This window comes from Kitasatospora sp. NPDC114501 (assembly GCF_055633695.1).
In genome coordinates this window covers 616,779-632,664 of record NZ_JBVKDS010000001.1, presented here as the reverse complement: position 1 = coordinate 632,664, position 15,886 = coordinate 616,779, and the positions used below count along the sequence as shown (strand labels likewise).

At 74.2% G+C, this 15,886-nt stretch carries 11 protein-coding genes; 4 read left to right on the top strand and 7 right to left on the bottom strand.

What is annotated here, in order from left to right:
• Window positions 1-91: 91 nt before the first annotated feature.
• From murD to rsmH, 7 genes are all read right to left on the bottom strand, one after another.
• Window positions 92-1,555, bottom strand: a complete 1,464-nt coding sequence (gene murD, locus ACZ7RU_RS02940; protein WP_470339177.1) for a UDP-N-acetylmuramoyl-L-alanine--D-glutamate ligase — start codon at window positions 1,553-1,555, stop codon at window positions 92-94.
• Window positions 1,552-2,613 (bottom strand): phospho-N-acetylmuramoyl-pentapeptide-transferase, encoded by a 1,062-nt coding sequence (gene mraY / locus ACZ7RU_RS02935; RefSeq protein WP_470339176.1) that lies wholly within the window; start codon window positions 2,611-2,613, stop codon window positions 1,552-1,554. The genes murD and mraY overlap by 4 nt, the downstream gene beginning before the upstream one ends.
• A complete protein-coding gene (locus ACZ7RU_RS02930) occupies window positions 2,613-4,016 on the bottom strand; it encodes a UDP-N-acetylmuramoyl-tripeptide--D-alanyl-D-alanine ligase (protein WP_470339175.1) in 1,404 nt (467 codons plus the stop codon). The genes mraY and ACZ7RU_RS02930 overlap by 1 nt, the downstream gene beginning before the upstream one ends.
• Entirely contained in the window at window positions 4,013-5,578 is a 1,566-nt protein-coding gene (locus tag ACZ7RU_RS02925; RefSeq protein WP_470339174.1) for a UDP-N-acetylmuramoyl-L-alanyl-D-glutamate--2,6-diaminopimelate ligase, read from the bottom strand. The genes ACZ7RU_RS02930 and ACZ7RU_RS02925 overlap by 4 nt, the downstream gene beginning before the upstream one ends.
• A gap of 94 nt (window positions 5,579-5,672) precedes the next feature.
• Entirely contained in the window at window positions 5,673-7,907 is a 2,235-nt protein-coding gene (locus ACZ7RU_RS02920) for a peptidoglycan D,D-transpeptidase FtsI family protein (RefSeq protein WP_470339173.1), read from the bottom strand.
• 73 nt (window positions 7,908-7,980) lie between these two features.
• Window positions 7,981-8,493 carry a cell division protein FtsL gene (gene ftsL, locus ACZ7RU_RS02915; protein ID WP_470339172.1) on the bottom strand — a complete coding sequence of 171 codons (513 nt, stop codon included), beginning with the start codon at window positions 8,491-8,493 and terminating at the stop codon, window positions 7,981-7,983.
• Window positions 8,494-8,649: 156 nt separating this feature from the next.
• On the bottom strand, window positions 8,650-9,624 hold the full coding sequence (gene rsmH, locus ACZ7RU_RS02910) for a 16S rRNA (cytosine(1402)-N(4))-methyltransferase RsmH (protein ID WP_470339171.1): 975 nt from the start codon (window positions 9,622-9,624) through the stop codon (window positions 8,650-8,652).
• A 538-nt stretch (window positions 9,625-10,162) separates the two neighbouring features.
• Between rsmH and ACZ7RU_RS02905 the strand changes: the two genes are divergently transcribed.
• The 4 genes from ACZ7RU_RS02905 (at window position 10,163) to ACZ7RU_RS02890 (ending at window position 15,766) form a co-directional block, all read left to right on the top strand.
• Complete coding sequence (locus ACZ7RU_RS02905) at window positions 10,163-10,705, top strand: beta-class carbonic anhydrase (protein ID WP_470339170.1); 543 nt, start codon at window positions 10,163-10,165, stop codon at window positions 10,703-10,705.
• Between the two features lie 387 nt (window positions 10,706-11,092).
• A complete protein-coding gene (locus tag ACZ7RU_RS02900) occupies window positions 11,093-12,016 on the top strand; it encodes an AAA family ATPase (RefSeq protein ID WP_470339310.1) in 924 nt (307 codons plus the stop codon).
• Window position 12,017: 1 nt separating this feature from the next.
• Window positions 12,018-13,340, top strand: a complete 1,323-nt coding sequence (locus tag ACZ7RU_RS02895) for a DUF58 domain-containing protein (protein ID WP_470339169.1) — start codon at window positions 12,018-12,020, stop codon at window positions 13,338-13,340.
• Complete coding sequence (locus ACZ7RU_RS02890; protein ID WP_470339168.1) at window positions 13,337-15,766, top strand: transglutaminase TgpA family protein; 2,430 nt, start codon at window positions 13,337-13,339, stop codon at window positions 15,764-15,766. The genes ACZ7RU_RS02895 and ACZ7RU_RS02890 overlap by 4 nt, the downstream gene beginning before the upstream one ends.
• The last annotated feature ends 120 nt before the right edge of the window (window positions 15,767-15,886 follow it).

Sequence of the window (15,886 nt, the reverse complement as noted above, 5' to 3'; positions counted from 1 at the left end):
ACGCCGGAATCCGCTCTGCCCTGCCCCGCCACCGCTCCCCGCTCTCCCTGTCCACGGCTCGTTCGCCTCCGGGCCGCTGTGACCCGACGGCTTACTCCCCGGGGCCCGCCAGCTCCCGGACGGCCGCCGCGAAGAGGTCGCCGCGCTCGCCGTAGTTGGTGAACATGTCCATCGAGGCGCAGGCCGGTGCCAGCAGCACCGTGTCACCCGATCGGGCGAGCGACTCGGCCGTTCGAACGACCTCGGCCATCGCCACCGCGCCAGTCTGGCCCTCGGCCGCCTCGATCACCGGCACATCCGGAGCGTGTCGCTCCAGCGCCTCCCGGATCACCGCGCGGTCCTGGCCGATCAGCACCACCGCGCGCAGCCGCTCGGCCGCGCCCTGCACCAGGTCGTCGAAGGTCGCGCCCTTGGCCAGGCCCCCGGCGATCCAGACGATCGGCCGGTAGGCGGCCAGCGAGGCGGCCGCCGCGTGGGTGTTGGTGGCCTTGGAGTCGTCGATGTACGTGACCTCGCGGACCACGCCGACCTCGGCGATCCGGTGGGCGTCCGGGCGGAAGGCCCGCAGGCCCTCCCGGACGGCCTTCGGCTCGACGCCGTACGCCCGGGCCAGCGCCGCCGCGGCGAGCGCGTTGGCGATGTTGTGCGGGGCCGGCGGGTTCACGTCCGAGACGGCGCCCAGCTCGGCCGCGTTCTTGGCCCGGTCCTCGACGAAGGCGCGGTCCACCAGCAGTCCGTCCACCACGCCGAAGTTCGACGGGCCGGGTGCGCCGAGGCCGAAGCCGATCGCCCGGCAGCCCTCCTCGACGTCGGCCTCGCGGACCAGCACCTCGGTGGCCGGGTCGGCCAGGTTGTACACGCAGGCGACCACGTTGCCCTCGTAGATCCGGCCCTTGTCGGCGGCGTACGCCTCCATCGAGCCGTGCCAGTCGAGGTGGTCCGGCGCCAGGTTGAGCACCGCCGCCGAGTACGGGCGCAGCGAGGGCGCCCAGTGCAGCTGGTAGCTGGAGAGCTCGACGGCGAGCACGTCGTACGGCTCCTCGGCGAGCACCGCGTCCAGCACCGAGACCCCGACGTTGCCGACCGCGGCGGTGCGCCGGCCTGCGGCGGTGAGGATCGAGGCGAGCATCTGGACGGTGGTGGTCTTGCCGTTGGTGCCGGTGACGGCCAGCCAGGGGGCGGGCTCGCCGGTGCCGGGCAGCGGCCTGCGCAGCCGCCAGGCCAGCTCGACGTCGCCCCAGACCGGCACCCCGGCCGCCTCGGCGGCGGCGAACAGCGCGCTGTCCGGCGCCCAGCCGGGCGAGGTGACGACCAGTTCGGTGCCTTCGGGCAGGCTCGCGCCGTCGCCGAGCCGCACGGTGACGCCCAGCGCCTCCAGCTCGGCGGCCCGGGCGGCCAGGCCGGCCCCGCTGCCGCCGTCCACGACGGTGACCCGGGCGCCGAGGCCGTGCAGGACGCGCGCGGCGCTGATGCCCGAGACGCCCAGGCCGGCGACGGCGACCGGCAGGCCGTCGAAGTCCGGGTTGGCCGGGCCGGTCAGGTCGGGGTCGGTCATCCGGTCACCCATCCCGCGTAGAACAGGCCGAGGCCGACGGCGACGCAGAGGCCCTGGATGATCCAGAACCTGACCACGATCAGGACCTCGGTCCAGCCCTTGAGTTCGAAGTGGTGCTGCAACGGCGCCATCTTGAAGACGCGCTTGCCGGTCATCCGGAAGGAGCCGACCTGGATGATCACCGAGAGGGTGATGATCACGTAGAGGCCGCCCAGCAGGGCGAGCAGCAGCTCGGTGCGGGAGCAGATCGCCAGACCGGCCAGGGCGCCGCCGAGGGCGAGCGAGCCGGTGTCACCCATGAAGATCTTGGCGGGCGAGGTGTTCCACCACAGGAAGCCGAAGCAGGAGCCCATCAGGGCGGAGGCCACGACGGCGAGGTCCAGCGGGTCGCGGATGTCGTAGCAGTTGGCGGTCGCGGTGACGGCGTAGGCGCAGCTCTGGGTGTGCTCCCAGAGGCCGATGAAGGTGTAGGCGCCGAAGACCATCACCGAGGCACCGGTGGCGAGGCCGTCCAGACCGTCCGTCAGGTTCACGCCGTTCGACATCGCGGCGATCATGAAGTACGCGAAGATGACGAACAGGACCGGGCCGATCGCCCACTTGAAGTCCCGGACGAAGGACAGGCTCTGGGACGCCGGGTTGAGCCCGCGGTCGTCCGGGAACTGCATCGCCAGGACGGCGAACCCGAGGCCGACGATCGACTGGCCGGCCAGCTTCGCCTTGGCCCGCAGGCCTAGCGAGCGGCGCTTGACCACCTTGATGTAGTCGTCCAGGAAGCCGACCAGGCCGAGGCCCGCGGTCAGGAAGAGCACCAGCAGCCCGGAGGCGGTCGGGCTCTCGCCCGTTATCGCCTTCGTGGCGAAGTACGCGATCAGGGTCGCCAGGATGAAGGCGATGCCGCCCATGGTGGGCGTGCCCTTCTTGCTGTGGTGCGCCTTGGGGCCGTCGTCCCGGATGTACTGGCCGTAGCCGTGCTTCGCGAGCAGCTTGATCAGCGCCGGGGTGCCGAGCAGCGACAGGATGAGACCGATCATCCCGGAGAACAGGATCTGCTTCATTATTCGGCCACACCGTCCGCCAGGAGGGCCTCGGCCACCTTCTCCAGCCCCACCGAACGGGAAGCCTTCACCAGGACCACATCCCCCGGCCGAAGCTGACTGCGCAGCAGCTCGACCGCCGCGTCCGCGTCGGACACCAGCACCGACTCCTCACCCCACGAACCTTCGTTCCTCGCGCCGAGTTCCATGCAGGCCGCCTCGCGTCCGCCGACCGCCACCAGCTTGGTGACGTCCAGCCGGACGGCGAGCCGCCCGATGGCGTCGTGCTCGGCCAGGCTCTCCTCGCCGAGCTCCCGCATCTCGCCGAGCACCGCCCAGGTGCGGCGGCGCTCCGGGCCCCGGCCCCCCATCGACACCAGCGCCCGCAGCGCGGCCCGCATCGAGTCGGGGTTCGCGTTGTAGGCGTCGTTCACGACGGTGACACCATCGGCCCGGTCGACGACCTCCATGCGCCAGCGGGACAGCGCACCCGCTTCGCCCAGGGCTGCCGCGGTGTCGTCGACGGACATCCCGAGCTCCACCGCCACCGCGGCGGCGGCGAGGGCGTTCGAGACGTGGTGCTCACCGTACAGGCGCAGCTGCACGGGCGCGGAACCGGCCGGGGTGGTGAGCGTGAACGACGGCCGCCCGGTGGCGTCCAGGCGAACGTCGGTGGCCCGTACGTGGGCGTCCGGGGATTCCCCGAACAGGACCACCTTCGCCTTGGTCCGGGAGGCCATCGCGCGCACCAGCCGGTCGTCCGCGTTGAGGACGGCGGCGCCGTCGGCGGGCAGGGCCTCGACCAGTTCGCCCTTGGCCTCGGCGATCGCCTCCTGGGAGCCGAACTCGCCGAGGTGGGCGGTGCCGACGTTGAGGACCAGGCCGATCCGGGGCGGGGTGATCGAGGTGAGGTACTCGATGTCGCCCTTGTGCCGGGCGCCCATCTCGATGACCAGGTGCCGGGTGCCGTCCTCGACCCGCAGCGCGGTCATCGGGTGGCCGATCTCGTTGTTGAGCGAGCCGGGCGGGTAGACGGTCTCGCCGAGCCGCTGGAGCAGCTGGGCGATCAGGTCCTTGGTGCTGGTCTTGCCGGCCGAGCCGGTCAGCGCGACCACGGTGGTGCCCTCGGCACGGGAGACCACGGCGCGGGCCAGCCTGCCGAGCGCCTCCACCACACTGTCGACCAGGACGGCGGGCACGCCGACCGGGCGGGAGGCCAGCACCGCGACGGCGCCGTCCTCGACCGCCCTGGCCGCGTAGTCGTGGCCGTCCACGTGCTCGCCGACGAAGGCCGCGAACAGGCCGCCCGGGCTCACCTTCCGCGAGTCGATCTCGACCGGGCCGGTGACCAGGGCGTCCGGGTCGGCGCCGTCCAGGGTGCCTCCGACGGCGGCGGCCACCTCGGCGAGGGTCAGTGCGATCACTGCTGCTCTACTCCTCGGTCGCCCCGCGCGGCCGTGGTCTGCGCGATGGATTCGCGCAGCACCTCCCGGTCGTCGAAGGGGCGGATCTCGTCTCGTACGTACTGGCCGAGCTCGTGGCCCTTGCCGGCCACCAGCACGGTGTCCCCCGCCTGGGCGCGGGCGACGGCGAGGCCGATCGCCTCGGCCCGGTCGGGGACGACCAGGACGGCCCCGCGCTCGGCCTCGGGCACCGCGGCGGCGCTGGTCAGCATGGTGGCGAGGATCGCCAACGGGTCCTCGCTGCGCGGGTTGTCGCTGGTCAGCAGGGCGGTGTCGGCGAGGCGGGCGGCGATGTCGCCCATCGGGCCGCGCTTGTGGGGGTCGCGGTCGCCGCCGCAGCCGACCACGACGTGCAGCCGGCCCTCGGTGACCTCGCGCAGCGAGGCGAGGACGGCCCTGAGGGCGTCCGGCTTGTGCGCGTAGTCGACGACGGCGACGAACGGCTGTCCGGCGTCCACCCGCTCCAGCCGGCCCGGCACGCCGGGGACGGCGGCGACACCGGCCACGACGCGCTCCAGCGGCAGCCCGGCGGCGACCAGCACGGTGATCGCGGCGAGCGCGTTGGCGACGTTGAACGGACCGGGCAGCGGCACGGAGGCGTCGGCCTCGGCGCCGTCCGGGCCCAGCACCCTGAAGGTGGAGCCGACCGGCCCGAGCCGGACGTCCACGGCCCGCCAGTCGGCCTCGGCGGCGCCGGTGGCGGAGAAGGTGGTCACCGGGATCTTGGCCTCGGCGGCGAGCCGGCGGCCGTACTCGTCGTCCAGGTTGACCACGCCGTGGCGGGACTTGCCGGGCTGGAAGAGCCGGGCCTTCGCCTGGAAGTAGTCCTCCATGTCCGGGTGGAAGTCGAGGTGCTCGGGGGTCAGGTTGTTGAACAGCGCGACGTCGTAGGCGACCCCGTCGGTGCGGCCGAAGACCAGGGCGTGGCTGGAGACCTCCATGGTCACCGCGTCGGCGCCGCGCTCGGCCATCACGCCGAGGATCGCGTGCAGGTCGGTGGCCTCGGGGGTGGTGCGCTCGCTCTTGATCCGCTCCTCGCCGACCCGCATCTCGACGGTGCCGATCACGCCCGGGCCGCGCCCGGCGCCGCGCAGGCCGCCCTCGACCAGGTACGAGGTGGTGGTCTTGCCGTTGGTGCCGGTGAGCCCGATCATCAGCAGCCGCCGGGAGGGACGGCCGTAGACGACCGCGGCCAGCTCGCCCATGACGGCCCGCGGCCGGTCGACGACCAGCAGCGGCAGGCCGGTACCGGCCGCCAGCTCGGCGCCGGCCGGGTCGGTGAGCACCGCCACCGCGCCGGACTCCGCGGCCTTGGCGGCGAAGGCCGCGCCGTGGTGGTTGGCGCCCGGGAAGGCCACGTACACGTCGCCCGGACGGACCGCGCGGGAGTCGTGGGTGACGCCGCTGACGGCGCCGCCCTCGACGGGCGGCAGGCCCAGTTCGGCGGCCAGCTCGGCGAGCGGCAGGGCGGTGGTCCCGGTCGGGCGGGGCGGACTCACGGTGGTTTGATCGGGTTTCGGCACGGCGCGAAGGCTATCCGCCGAAGGGTGTCCAGGGCCAAACCGGCCCCGCGCCGCGCCGTGCTCCGGCCCCGCCGGTTCATTGCTCATCGCTCGCTCACGGCTTCCAGTCGACGGTCAGGTTGGGAGCCGGGCTGCCGCTCGGCGGGACCTGCATGGTCTTCAGGGTGAACTCCATCACCTGCTTGAACACCGGGCCGCACAGCTGGCCGCCGAAGTGGCCGTTGACCGGGCCCTGGAGGGTGCAGGAGACGGTGTAGCGGGGGGCGTCGGCGGGGGCGAAGCCGATGAAGGAGGCGGTGTAGCCGTCGTAGCCGACGCCGTTGGCGGCGCCGCGGTTCGCGGTGCCGGTCTTGCCGGCGACCCGGTAGCCGGGGATGGCGGCCTTGCCGCCGGTGCCCTGCTCGTCGTCGACGACCGACTCCAGCATCGAGGTGAGCGTCCTGGCCGTCTCCGGGCTGACCACCTGGGTCTGCTCCCCCGGCCTGCTCGGCTTGTACCTGCCGTCGGGGTCGGTGACGCCCTGGACGATGCTGGGCGCGACCCGCACCCCGCCGTTGGCGATGGTCGAGTAGACCGACGTGGCCTGTAGCGCGTTCATCTGCATCGGGCCCTGGCCGAAGGAGATGTTGTACTTCTCCGAGGCGACCAGGTCCTCCGGCTTCTTGAGCTTCCCGGCGGTCTCCCCGGGGAAGCCCAGGCCGGTCGGCTCGGCCACGCCGAACTTGCGCAGGTAGCCGTCCAGGACCTTGTTGGCCTCCACCTGGTCGCCGCCGCCGAGGGTCTCCACCGCCTCGATGGTGCCGATGTTGGAGGACTTGGCCAGCACCCCGGCCAGCGTCAGGTACCAGGTGTCGTGGTCGACGTCGTCCTTGAACTGCTGCCCGGCCCGGACCAGCCGGTTGGGCACGGTGACCTTGGTGTCCCAGGTGGCCTTGCCGGAGTCCAGGACGGCGGCCATGCTCATCAGCTTGGCGGTGCTGCCCGGCTCGTACGCGTCGGCCAGGGCGGGGTTGCCCAGGTTGGCCTGCTTGGACAGGCTCAGGTCGTTCGGGTTGAAGCCGGGCGCGGTGGCCATCGCGAGGACCTGACCGGTCTTCACGTCCTGGACCACCACGTAGCCCTTCTCCGCTCCGGAGTTGGCGACCTGGTCGGTGATCGCCCGCTGGGCGGCCCACTGGATGTCCCGGTTGATGGTCAGCTTGACGTCGCTGCCCGGCACGGCCGGCTCCATCGAGCCGCCGGCGGTGGGCACCAGCCGCCCGCCCGACTGGGCGTAGCTGCTGTGGCCGTCCTTGCCGGCCAGCAGCTTCTGGTACTGGAGCTCCAGGCCGCCGGCGCCCTCGCCCTCGGCGTTGACGAAGCCGACCAGGTTGGCGGCCAGCCCGTCCGCCGGGTAGATCCGCTTCTGGGTCTCCCGGTTGAACACCCCGGCCAGCGGGTTGGCGCACTCGTTGTCCACCCGGGTGCGCCCGCCCTGGTCGGCGGGCTTGCCGAGCAGCTTCTTCTGGGCCTGGCAGGCCCGCGAGCCGGCCTGCTTCTCCAGGCCCGACTTGAGGTCGCTGATCTGCTTCTTGGCGGCCGGGGTCTGCTGGGCCGCGAGCCGCTTGTAACGGCTCTTGGGGGTGTGGAGGTCGGCGGCGATCCTCTCCCTGGGCACGCCGAGGATCGGCGACAGCAGCGCGGCCGCCTGCTCCGGCGCGTCCGGGATGCCGGTCGCCTCCGGGGTGAACATCGCCGGGTCGGCGGTGATGTCGTACGCGTCCACGGTGGCCGCCAGCGCGACGCCGTCGGAGGACGTTATCGAGCCGCGTTCGGCGGTGATCGGGATGTTCAGGTAGCGGTTGGTGTTGGCGTCGGCGGCCAGCGCGTCGGCGTCCACCAGCTGGAGCTGCACCAGGCGGCCCGCGAAGACGGAGAGCACCAGCGACAGCACCACGCCGATCACCCGCAGCCGGCGCCTGGGGTCGGCCAGCTTGAGCGCCCTGGGGCGCAGCGGCGGACGGCTCTTCGGGCGCACCGGCGCCTGGCCGCGGGCCGGCGGGCGTCCCTCGGGGCGGCGCTGCTGCGGCGCCCGCGGGGTGCGGCCGGCGGAGGCCGACCTGGCGGGCTGGGCCTTGGCCGACTGGCTGCGGGCGGGCTGGCCCTTCGCGGGCTGGGCCTTGGCAGGCTGGCTCTTGGCCGGTTGCCCCTTGGCGGGCTGGCCCTTCGCGGGCTGGCTGCGGCCGGAGGCGGACTGCGCGCGCGGCGCGGCGCCCCGGGGCACCGGACGGCGGCCGTTGCCGCCGCCGGACCCGCTGGAACCTCCGGAGGGCTGACGTGGAGTGCTCATGCGACCACCTCGCCGCGCTCGGCGGGCGCTTCGCACACCGCGCACCCTCTGCTGGTCGGCTCGTTCCACCCGCTCATCGGGCCGCACCCCCGCTCGGCTTGGCGGCCGCGGCGGGCGAGACCGGGTTGAGCTGGATCACCGAGTCACCGGCGGAGGCCGCCGGGGTCGGCGCCGGCGGCGGTGCGGCCGGCGACGGGGCGCCGCCCGGCTGGGGCGCGGTCGGCGACGGCCCGGCGGCGGGCTGGGCCGCGCCGGACTGGGCCCTGGTCGGCCACGGCTCGGCCGTGGAGCGCTTGACCGGCGGGCTGTCCTGCGCCGGGCCCGGGGTGCCGACCACCTTGCCGCCGTTCGGGACGTCCAGGAAGGCCATCCCGCCGGCCGGGACCATGCCCAGCTCGGCGGCGCGCCTGGCCAGCGCGTCCGGCGCCGAGCTCTGGTCGATCTCGTGCTGGAGGCCCTGCTGCTCGTCGGTCGCCACGGTGGTCTGCTTCTGCAGTCGGGACAGCTCGAAGGAGCCCTCGTTGAGCGCGGTGTTCAGCGCGAGCAGGCCGAGCAGCCCGGCCGCCAGCAGCACCACGATGAGCACCGCGAACGGGGTACGCCCCCGTACCGGACGCTTGCCCGGCCGGACCGTGATCCGCGCCCTGCCCTGCCCGGGGAGTCCTCCCCGCCCCGCCCGGACCTCACCGGCCACCGGCCCCACCGCTCTCCTCCGCCCTTCGGACCCCGCCGGGCCGGTTCGTCAGCTCCGCTTGCTTCGGTCCCTGATCCTCTCCGCCACCCGCAGCCGTACGGGCGCGGCGCGCCGGTTCTCCTCGATCTCCTCCTCGGTGGCCAGCTCGGCACCGCGGGTGATCAGTTTGAGCCAGGGCTGGTGCTCCTCCGGGATGAACGGCAGCCCCGGCGGAGCGGTGTTGGTCGCACCGGCGGCGAGGTACTGCTTGACCAGCCGGTCCTCCAGGGACTGGTAGGACATCACCACGATCCGGCCGCCGACCGCGAGGACGTCCAGCGCCCCCGGGATCGCCCGGTCCAGGACCTCCAGCTCGCCGTTGACCTCGATCCGCAGCGCCTGGAACGTCCGCTTGGCCGGGTTCCCGCCGGTCCGACGGGTCGCCGCCGGAATGGCGTTGCGCACCAACTCGACCAGACGCGCGCTGTTGGTGAACGGTTCCTTCTCCCGTTCCCGCAGGATCACCGAGGCGATCTTCCCGGCGAACCGCTCCTCGCCGTACACCTTGAGGATCCGGGCCAGGGCGCCGTGGCTGTAGGTGTTCAGCACCTCCGCCGCGCTGATCCCCCGGGTCTGGTCCATCCGCATGTCCAGCGGCGCGTCCTGGGCGTACGCGAAGCCGCGGTCCGCCTCGTCCAGCTGCATCGAGGAGACGCCGAGGTCGAACAGGACGCCGTCCACCCGGTCGATGCCCAGGCGCTCCAGCACCTCGGGGATCTCGTCGTAGACGGCGTGCACCAGGGTGGCCCGGTCGCCGAACGGGGCCAGCCGCTCGCCGGACAGCTTCAGCGCCGCCGGGTCGCGGTCCACCGCGACCAGCCGGACCTCCGGGAACCGGGTCAGCAGCGCCTCGCTGTGCCCGCCGAGGCCGAGGGTGGCGTCCACCACGACGGCGCCGGGGCGCGAGATCGCCGGGGCCAGCGCGTCCACGCACCGCTGGAGCATCACCGGAACGTGCTTGGGGCCCGGTTCGTTGGTGGTCATGCGCGGTGGCGCCCTTCCTCGGTGCGGAGCAGCCCGACGTCCGGGAGCTGCGACCATTCTCGCCCACCGTGCCCCGGCACGACGAAGCGGCCCGTGGTCCCCGCCCGCTCGAGGGGAAGGTCGTGACCGCCCGGCGCCGGGGAAGGTGCGCCAGGTGGGCACGGAGCGGGTGGAGGCCACGGACCGCGTCGACCGGCCGCACCGGCCGGGAAGGCCCGGTTGACGGGCCCCGGCGGGTGTGCTCCACTGCGCCGCAAACTCTATCGCGCGGACCCTGCCAGTCAATGGTCCGCTCCGGCGCACCACCCGGGCGGCGGTACGGATCACCGCAGGTCGCGGCCGTCGGCGCGGTACGGCGGCGGTACGGATCGGGGGCCTTCGGCGACGGGCGCGCGCCCCCTGGCCCGCCACCGCGTGCGGCCGCTCCGGGACCAGCCCGGACAAACCCTCCCGTTGTGGCTATGCACTCGATCACAGCGCCCTGTTCTGTAGCTCTCCGCCCCACCGCGCGGGCCGGATCCGCACTAACGTCGCCACCATGACAGTGACACCCGACCGGCCCTCGCCGAACGCCGCTGCCGAACCTGCCAGACCCACCGTCATCGACCGCTTCGTCACGGCCAACCGCGCCTACGCGGTGACCTTCCGGGACGGCGGCATGGACGCCCGCCCGGTGCAGAAGATCGCCGTGGTGGCCTGCATGGACGCCCGCCTGGACCTGTTCGCGGCGCTCGGCCTCGAACTCGGCGACGCCCACGTCATCCGCAACGCCGGCGGCGTCGTCACCGACGACACCATCCGGTCCCTGACCATCAGCCAGCGCGCCCTCGGCACCCGGTCGATCGCGCTGATCCACCACACCGGCTGCGGCCTGCTCGGGCTCACCGAGGACTTCCGCCGCGAGCTGGAACTGGAGGTCGGCCAGCGCCCGCAGTGGGCGGTGGAGGCCTTCGTCGACCTGGACGGCGACGTCCGCCAGTCCATGCAGCGCGTCCGCACCTCCCCCTTCCTGCTGCACACCGACGACGTCCGCGGCTTCGTCTTCGACGTCCACACCGGTCTGCTGCGCGAGATCGACTGAGCCCTCCCACCCGACCCCCGCCCGGCCGACGGCGTCCGGGCGTCCGGGCATTCGGGTGCCGCCGCATGGTGACTTCCGGTCGTCGCACGAGGGAGAATGCGCCTGCCGGTCGGACCCCGAACCACCTGGGGCGGCCAGGCCGCAGGCCGCCTTCCCGGCGCCGGATCCCCTCGGAACCGCCCCCGGGACGGCCGCGTCAAGCATGGGGTGGGGTCCGGCCTCGGGACGGGGCGGGCACAGGGTGCCAGGGAGCGTAAACGGGTGACGAGCTACAAGGACCAGGCCGGACTCGGGAGTCCCGCGGGGGGCGGGCAGCAGGGGGCGAACGGGTACCGGCCGGTCGGGCTCCCCGAGCTCGCCGCGGTCGTCGACCGCGTCCGCGGCAACATCGAGAGCGTGATCGAGGGCAAGCCGGAGGCCGTCCGGATCGCCCTGACCGTCCTGCTCGCCGAGGGCCACCTGCTGCTGGAGGACGTGCCCGGCGTCGGCAAGACCATGCTGGCCAAGGCGCTCGCCCGCTCGCTCGACTGCACCGTGCGCCGCATCCAGTTCACGCCCGACCTGCTGCCCTCGGACGTCACCGGCACCAACATCTACGACCAGCAGCGGCACGACTTCGAGTTCCGTCCGGGCGCGATCTTCGCCCAGGTCGTGGTCGGCGACGAGATCAACCGCGCCTCGCCCAAGACCCAGTCGGCACTGCTGGAGTCGATGGAGGAGCGCCAGGTCACCATCGACGGCACCAGCTACGAGCTGCCCTCGCCGTTCATGGTCGTGGCCACCCAGAACCCGGTCGAGATGGAGGGCACCTACCCGCTCCCGGAGGCCCAGCGCGACCGCTTCATGGCCCGGATCTCGATCGGCTACCCCAGCCCCGAGGCCGAGCTCGCGATGCTGGACGTGCACGGCGGCGCCAGCCCGCTGGAGGACCTCCAGCCGGTCGCGCACGCCTCCGACATCCTCAAGCTGATCGACCTGGTCCGCACCGTGCACATCGCCGACCCGGTCCGCCGCTACGCCGTCGACCTGGTCGGCGCCACCCGCACCAGCCCCGAGCTGCGCCTGGGCGCCTCGCCGCGCGCGACCCTGCACCTGGTCCGGGCCGCCCGCGCCGCCGCCGCGCTGGACGGCCGCGACTACGTCACCCCGGACGACATCCAGCGCCTCGCCGTCCCGGTCCTGGCGCACCGTCTGATGCCGACCGCCGAGACGCAGCTCAGCCGCCGCACCTCCGAGCAGATCGTGGCCGACCTGGTCGCCCGGCTGCCGCTGCCGCGCCCGCAGGGCGGCCCGGCCGTCCGGAGGGGCTGAGGTGGCCGAGTCCGACTCCGCATCGGGGCTGCGGGCCGGGTTCCGCGGTCTCACCACCCGGGGGCGGTCCTTCCTCGCCGCCGGGTTCACCGCGGTGGTCTGTTCCTACCTGCTCGACCAGGACGCCCTGCTGCGCGTCGGCGTCCTGCTCGCCGCGCTGCCGCTGGTCGCCGTGGTGGTGGTCGCCAACACCCGCTACCGGGTGGCCAGCGGACGCCGGCTCAGCCCCCGCCGGGCGGTCGCCGGCCAGGAGGCCCGGGTCCACCTGCGGGTCGACAACGTCTCCCGGGTGCCCACCGGGGTGCTGCTGCTGGAGGACAAGGTCCCGTACGTGCTCGGGCCGCGCCCGCGCTTCGTGCTGGACCGGGTCGAGCCGCGCGGCCACCGCGAGGTCTCCTACCGGGTCCGCTCCGACCTGCGCGGCCGCTACCCGCTCGGGCCGCTCCAGCTGCGGCTGTCCGACCCCTTCGGGATGTGCGAGGTCACCCGCGCCTTCACCGCCTCCGACGTCCTCACCGTCGTCCCCCAGGTCCAGGCGCTCCAGTCGGTCCGGCTCAGCGGCGAGTGGATCGGCCAGGGCGAGAGCCACAGCCGCACCCTGGCGCTGGCCGGCGACGACGACGTGATCCTGCGCGAGTACCGGCCCGGCGACGACCTGCGCCGGGTGCACTGGCGCTCCACCGCCCGGTACGGCGAACTGATGGTGCGCCGCGAGGAGCAGCCGCAGCAGGCCCGGGCCAGCGTCGTGCTGGACACCCGGGAGATCGCCCACCGGGGCAGCGGCCCCGCCTCCTCCTTCGAGTGGGCGGTCAGCTGCGCCGCCTCCGTCGCCGTGCACCTGCTGGAGCGCGGCTACCAGACCCGGCTGCTCACCGACACCGGGCAGTCGGTGCCCGGGCCGGGCGCGGGCGGCGGCCACGGCACCGCCGACGCCTCCGGACTGATCCTGGACGCCCTCGCCGTCGCCGACCTCTCCGACGGCGGCACCCTCTCCCGCGCCGAGGACCCGCTGCGCACCGGCGGCGAGGGCCTGCTGATCGCGGTCCTCGGCGAGCTGGACGACGCCCAGGCCACCCGGCTGGGCCGGCTGCGCAGCCGCGCCGGCGGGGCGATCGCCTTCCTGCTGGACACCGGCACCTGGGCCGGCCTGCGGATGCTCGCCCCGGACACCGGCGGCGACGACTTCCAGGCCCGGGTCCGGCAGCTGCGCGAGTCCGGCTGGACGGTGATCCCGGTCCGCGCCGGGGACTCCGTACCGGACCTGTGGCGGGCCGCCGACGGCAGCAGGACCACCGCCCCCTACCGAGAAGAGGCCGGCGCGTGACCACCCGGGCCAAACTGACCGTCTACTCGGCGCTGGCCACCGCCCTCGCCTCGCTGTGCATGATGCCGCTGCTCACCAACCGGAGCTGGCTGACCCACGCCGCCCTGGTGATCACCGTGATCGCCGCGCTCGGCGCCGGCCTGCGCCGCTCCCCGCTGTACCGCTGGACGGTGCCGGTCGGGCAGCTGCTGGCGCTGCTCCTGCTGATGCTGCTCGGCTTCGCCGGCTCCGGCGGGGTGCTGCCCGGGCCGGCCACGATGCGGGTCCTGGACCACGTCTTCGCCTCCGGCCTGGACGACATACAGCAGTACGCCATCCCGGCTCCGCCCACCCCCGGACTGCGGCTGATCCTGGTCTCGGCGATCGGTCTGATCGCCGTCGCGGTCGACACCGTCGCGGTGACCTACCGGCGCTCGGCGCTGGCCGGCCTGCCGCTGCTGGCGCTGTACTCGGTCGGCAACGCCCTGGCCGGGGAACACGGCAGCTGGGTCTGGTTCGCCACCGCCGCGGCCGGCTACCTGCTGCTGCTGTTCGCCGAGGGCCAGGACCGGGTCTCCCGCTGGGGCCGGGTGTTCCACGGCGGCGCCCGCGGCTCCGCGGAGTCCGCCCGGGTCAGCCCGGGCGGGCGGCAGGTCGGCGTGCTGGCCCTGGCGGTGGCGCTGCTGCTGCCGGTGGTCCTGCCGCACTGGAGCTTCGGGCTGCTGCACTCCGGGCCCGCCGGAGCGAACGGCAAGGGCTCCGGCGGGAGCCTGGCGACCAGCCTCGACCCGCTGGTCAGCCTGGAGGCCGCGATCACCAAGCCCACCGACGCGGAACTGCTCACCTACACCCTGGACAGCCCGCTGGCCGACCAGATCTACCTGCGGACCGGCTCGCTCGACCAGTTCGACGGCACCAACTGGAAGCTCGGCAGCACCACGGTCAGCGACCTCCCGGCGACCCTGCCCACCCCCGAGGGCCTGCGCAACGCCCAGGTCCCCCGGATCGAGGGCGACTTCCAGGTCAGCGACCGGCTGGAGGGCAGCTGGCTGCCGATGCCGTACCCGGCCGCCGCCGTCCAGCTCCCCAACCGGGGCGACTGGAAGCTCGATCCGCTGACCCGTACCGTCCTGCCGGCCAACGACAAGGCGATCCGGGGACTGCGCTACCACGTCAGCGCCCTGGACCTGCGGCCCACCGCCGCCGAGCTGCGCCTCGCGGCCACCGCGCCGCAGGACATCAGGGACCGCTACACCGCCGTCCCGTCCGACCTGCCCGCCGTGGTCGCCGAGAAGGCCAGGGCCGTCACCGCCGGCGCGCAGAACGACTACGACCGGGCGACGGCGCTGGTCGACTGGTTCACCGGGCCGGGCTTCACGTACGACACCACGGTCAGCGGCGGCACCGGCAGCAACGCCATCTCCGTCTTCCTGCGCGACCGCCGGGGCTTCTGCGTGCACTACGCCTCCACCATGGCGGCGATGGCCCGGGCGCTGAAGATCCCGGCCCGGGTGGCCGTGGGCTTCACCCCCGGCGACAACAAGGGCGGCGACGTCTACTCGGTGACCGGCCGGATGTACCACGCCTGGCCCGAGCTGTACTTCGCGAACTACGGCTGGCTGCGTTTCGAGCCGACCCCGAGCCGCGGCGTCCCGGCCCGCTACACCGAGCCGGCCAGCGCCCCGACCAGCGCGCCGACCCAGCAGGCGACCGCCGCCCCGCAGCCCACCGCGGCCGCCCCGGCGCCGAGCGCCGCCCCGGACTGCACCGCCAAGCAGCGCCAGCTCGGTGAGTGCGGCACCAAGGACAAGGCCGTCGCCGAGGCCGCCGAGGAGTCCTGGCTGCTCTCCGGCCAGGTGCTCGGCACCCTGGCCGCGGTGCTCGCGCTGTTCGCACTGCTGCTCGTCCCGATGCTCTGGCGCACCGCCGTGCGCCGTCGCCGGCTGGGCGGCGGCGGGCGGCGCGGGCCCGGCGGGGGCCGTCCGGCGGAGCTGACCGACGCCCAGGTGCTGGCCGCCTGGGACGAGCTGATCGACTCCGCCTGGGACCTCGGAATTCCCCCGGACGAGTCACGCACCCCCCGTTCGGCGGCCCGCCGGATCACCGAGGAGGCGCGGCTGGACGAGGACTCGGCGGCGGCCACCGGCCGGCTCGCGCTGGCCACCGAGCGGGTGCTCTACGCCCCGCCCGGGCAGCCGTCCCCGGAGCCGCTGGCCGCCGACGTCCGCACCGTGCGGCGCGGGCTGCGGGCGACCGCCGGCCGGGCCGGGCGGACCAGGGCGCTGCTGCTGCCGCCGTCCTCGGCGCAGCTGTGGTGGCGGATCTCCGACGCGGTGCGGGCGGCCCGTACGGCGGTGGGCACCGCGGCCGGCCGGGCGGTCGGGACGGTCTCCGCGCCGGTGCGGCGGGTCCTCAGCCGGCGCAAGCGGTCCACCCCGGAGTCCTGATCCGGACACGGAGCCGGGGCGGGGAGGCGAGCGACCGCCCGCCCCGGGCCCATCCGTGGGTGGGCAGGCTGGCCCAAAGACCCCGGTTTGCTCGTCCCTGTGGGGCTGTCAGCGCTTTTC

Excerpts from the sequence above, each read along its gene's own strand:
- murD (WP_470339177.1), bottom strand. The coding sequence starts at position 1,555 with ATGACCGACCCCGACCTGACCGGCCCGGCCAACCCGGACTTCGACGGC.
- mraY (WP_470339176.1), bottom strand. The coding sequence starts at position 2,613 with ATGAAGCAGATCCTGTTCTCCGGGATGATCGGTCTCATCCTGTCGCTG.
- ACZ7RU_RS02920 (WP_470339173.1), bottom strand. The coding sequence starts at position 7,907 with ATGAGCACTCCACGTCAGCCCTCCGGAGGTTCCAGCGGGTCCGGCGGC.
- rsmH (WP_470339171.1), bottom strand. The coding sequence starts at position 9,624 with ATGACCACCAACGAACCGGGCCCCAAGCACGTTCCGGTGATGCTCCAG.
- ACZ7RU_RS02905 (WP_470339170.1), top strand. The coding sequence starts at position 10,163 with ATGACAGTGACACCCGACCGGCCCTCGCCGAACGCCGCTGCCGAACCT.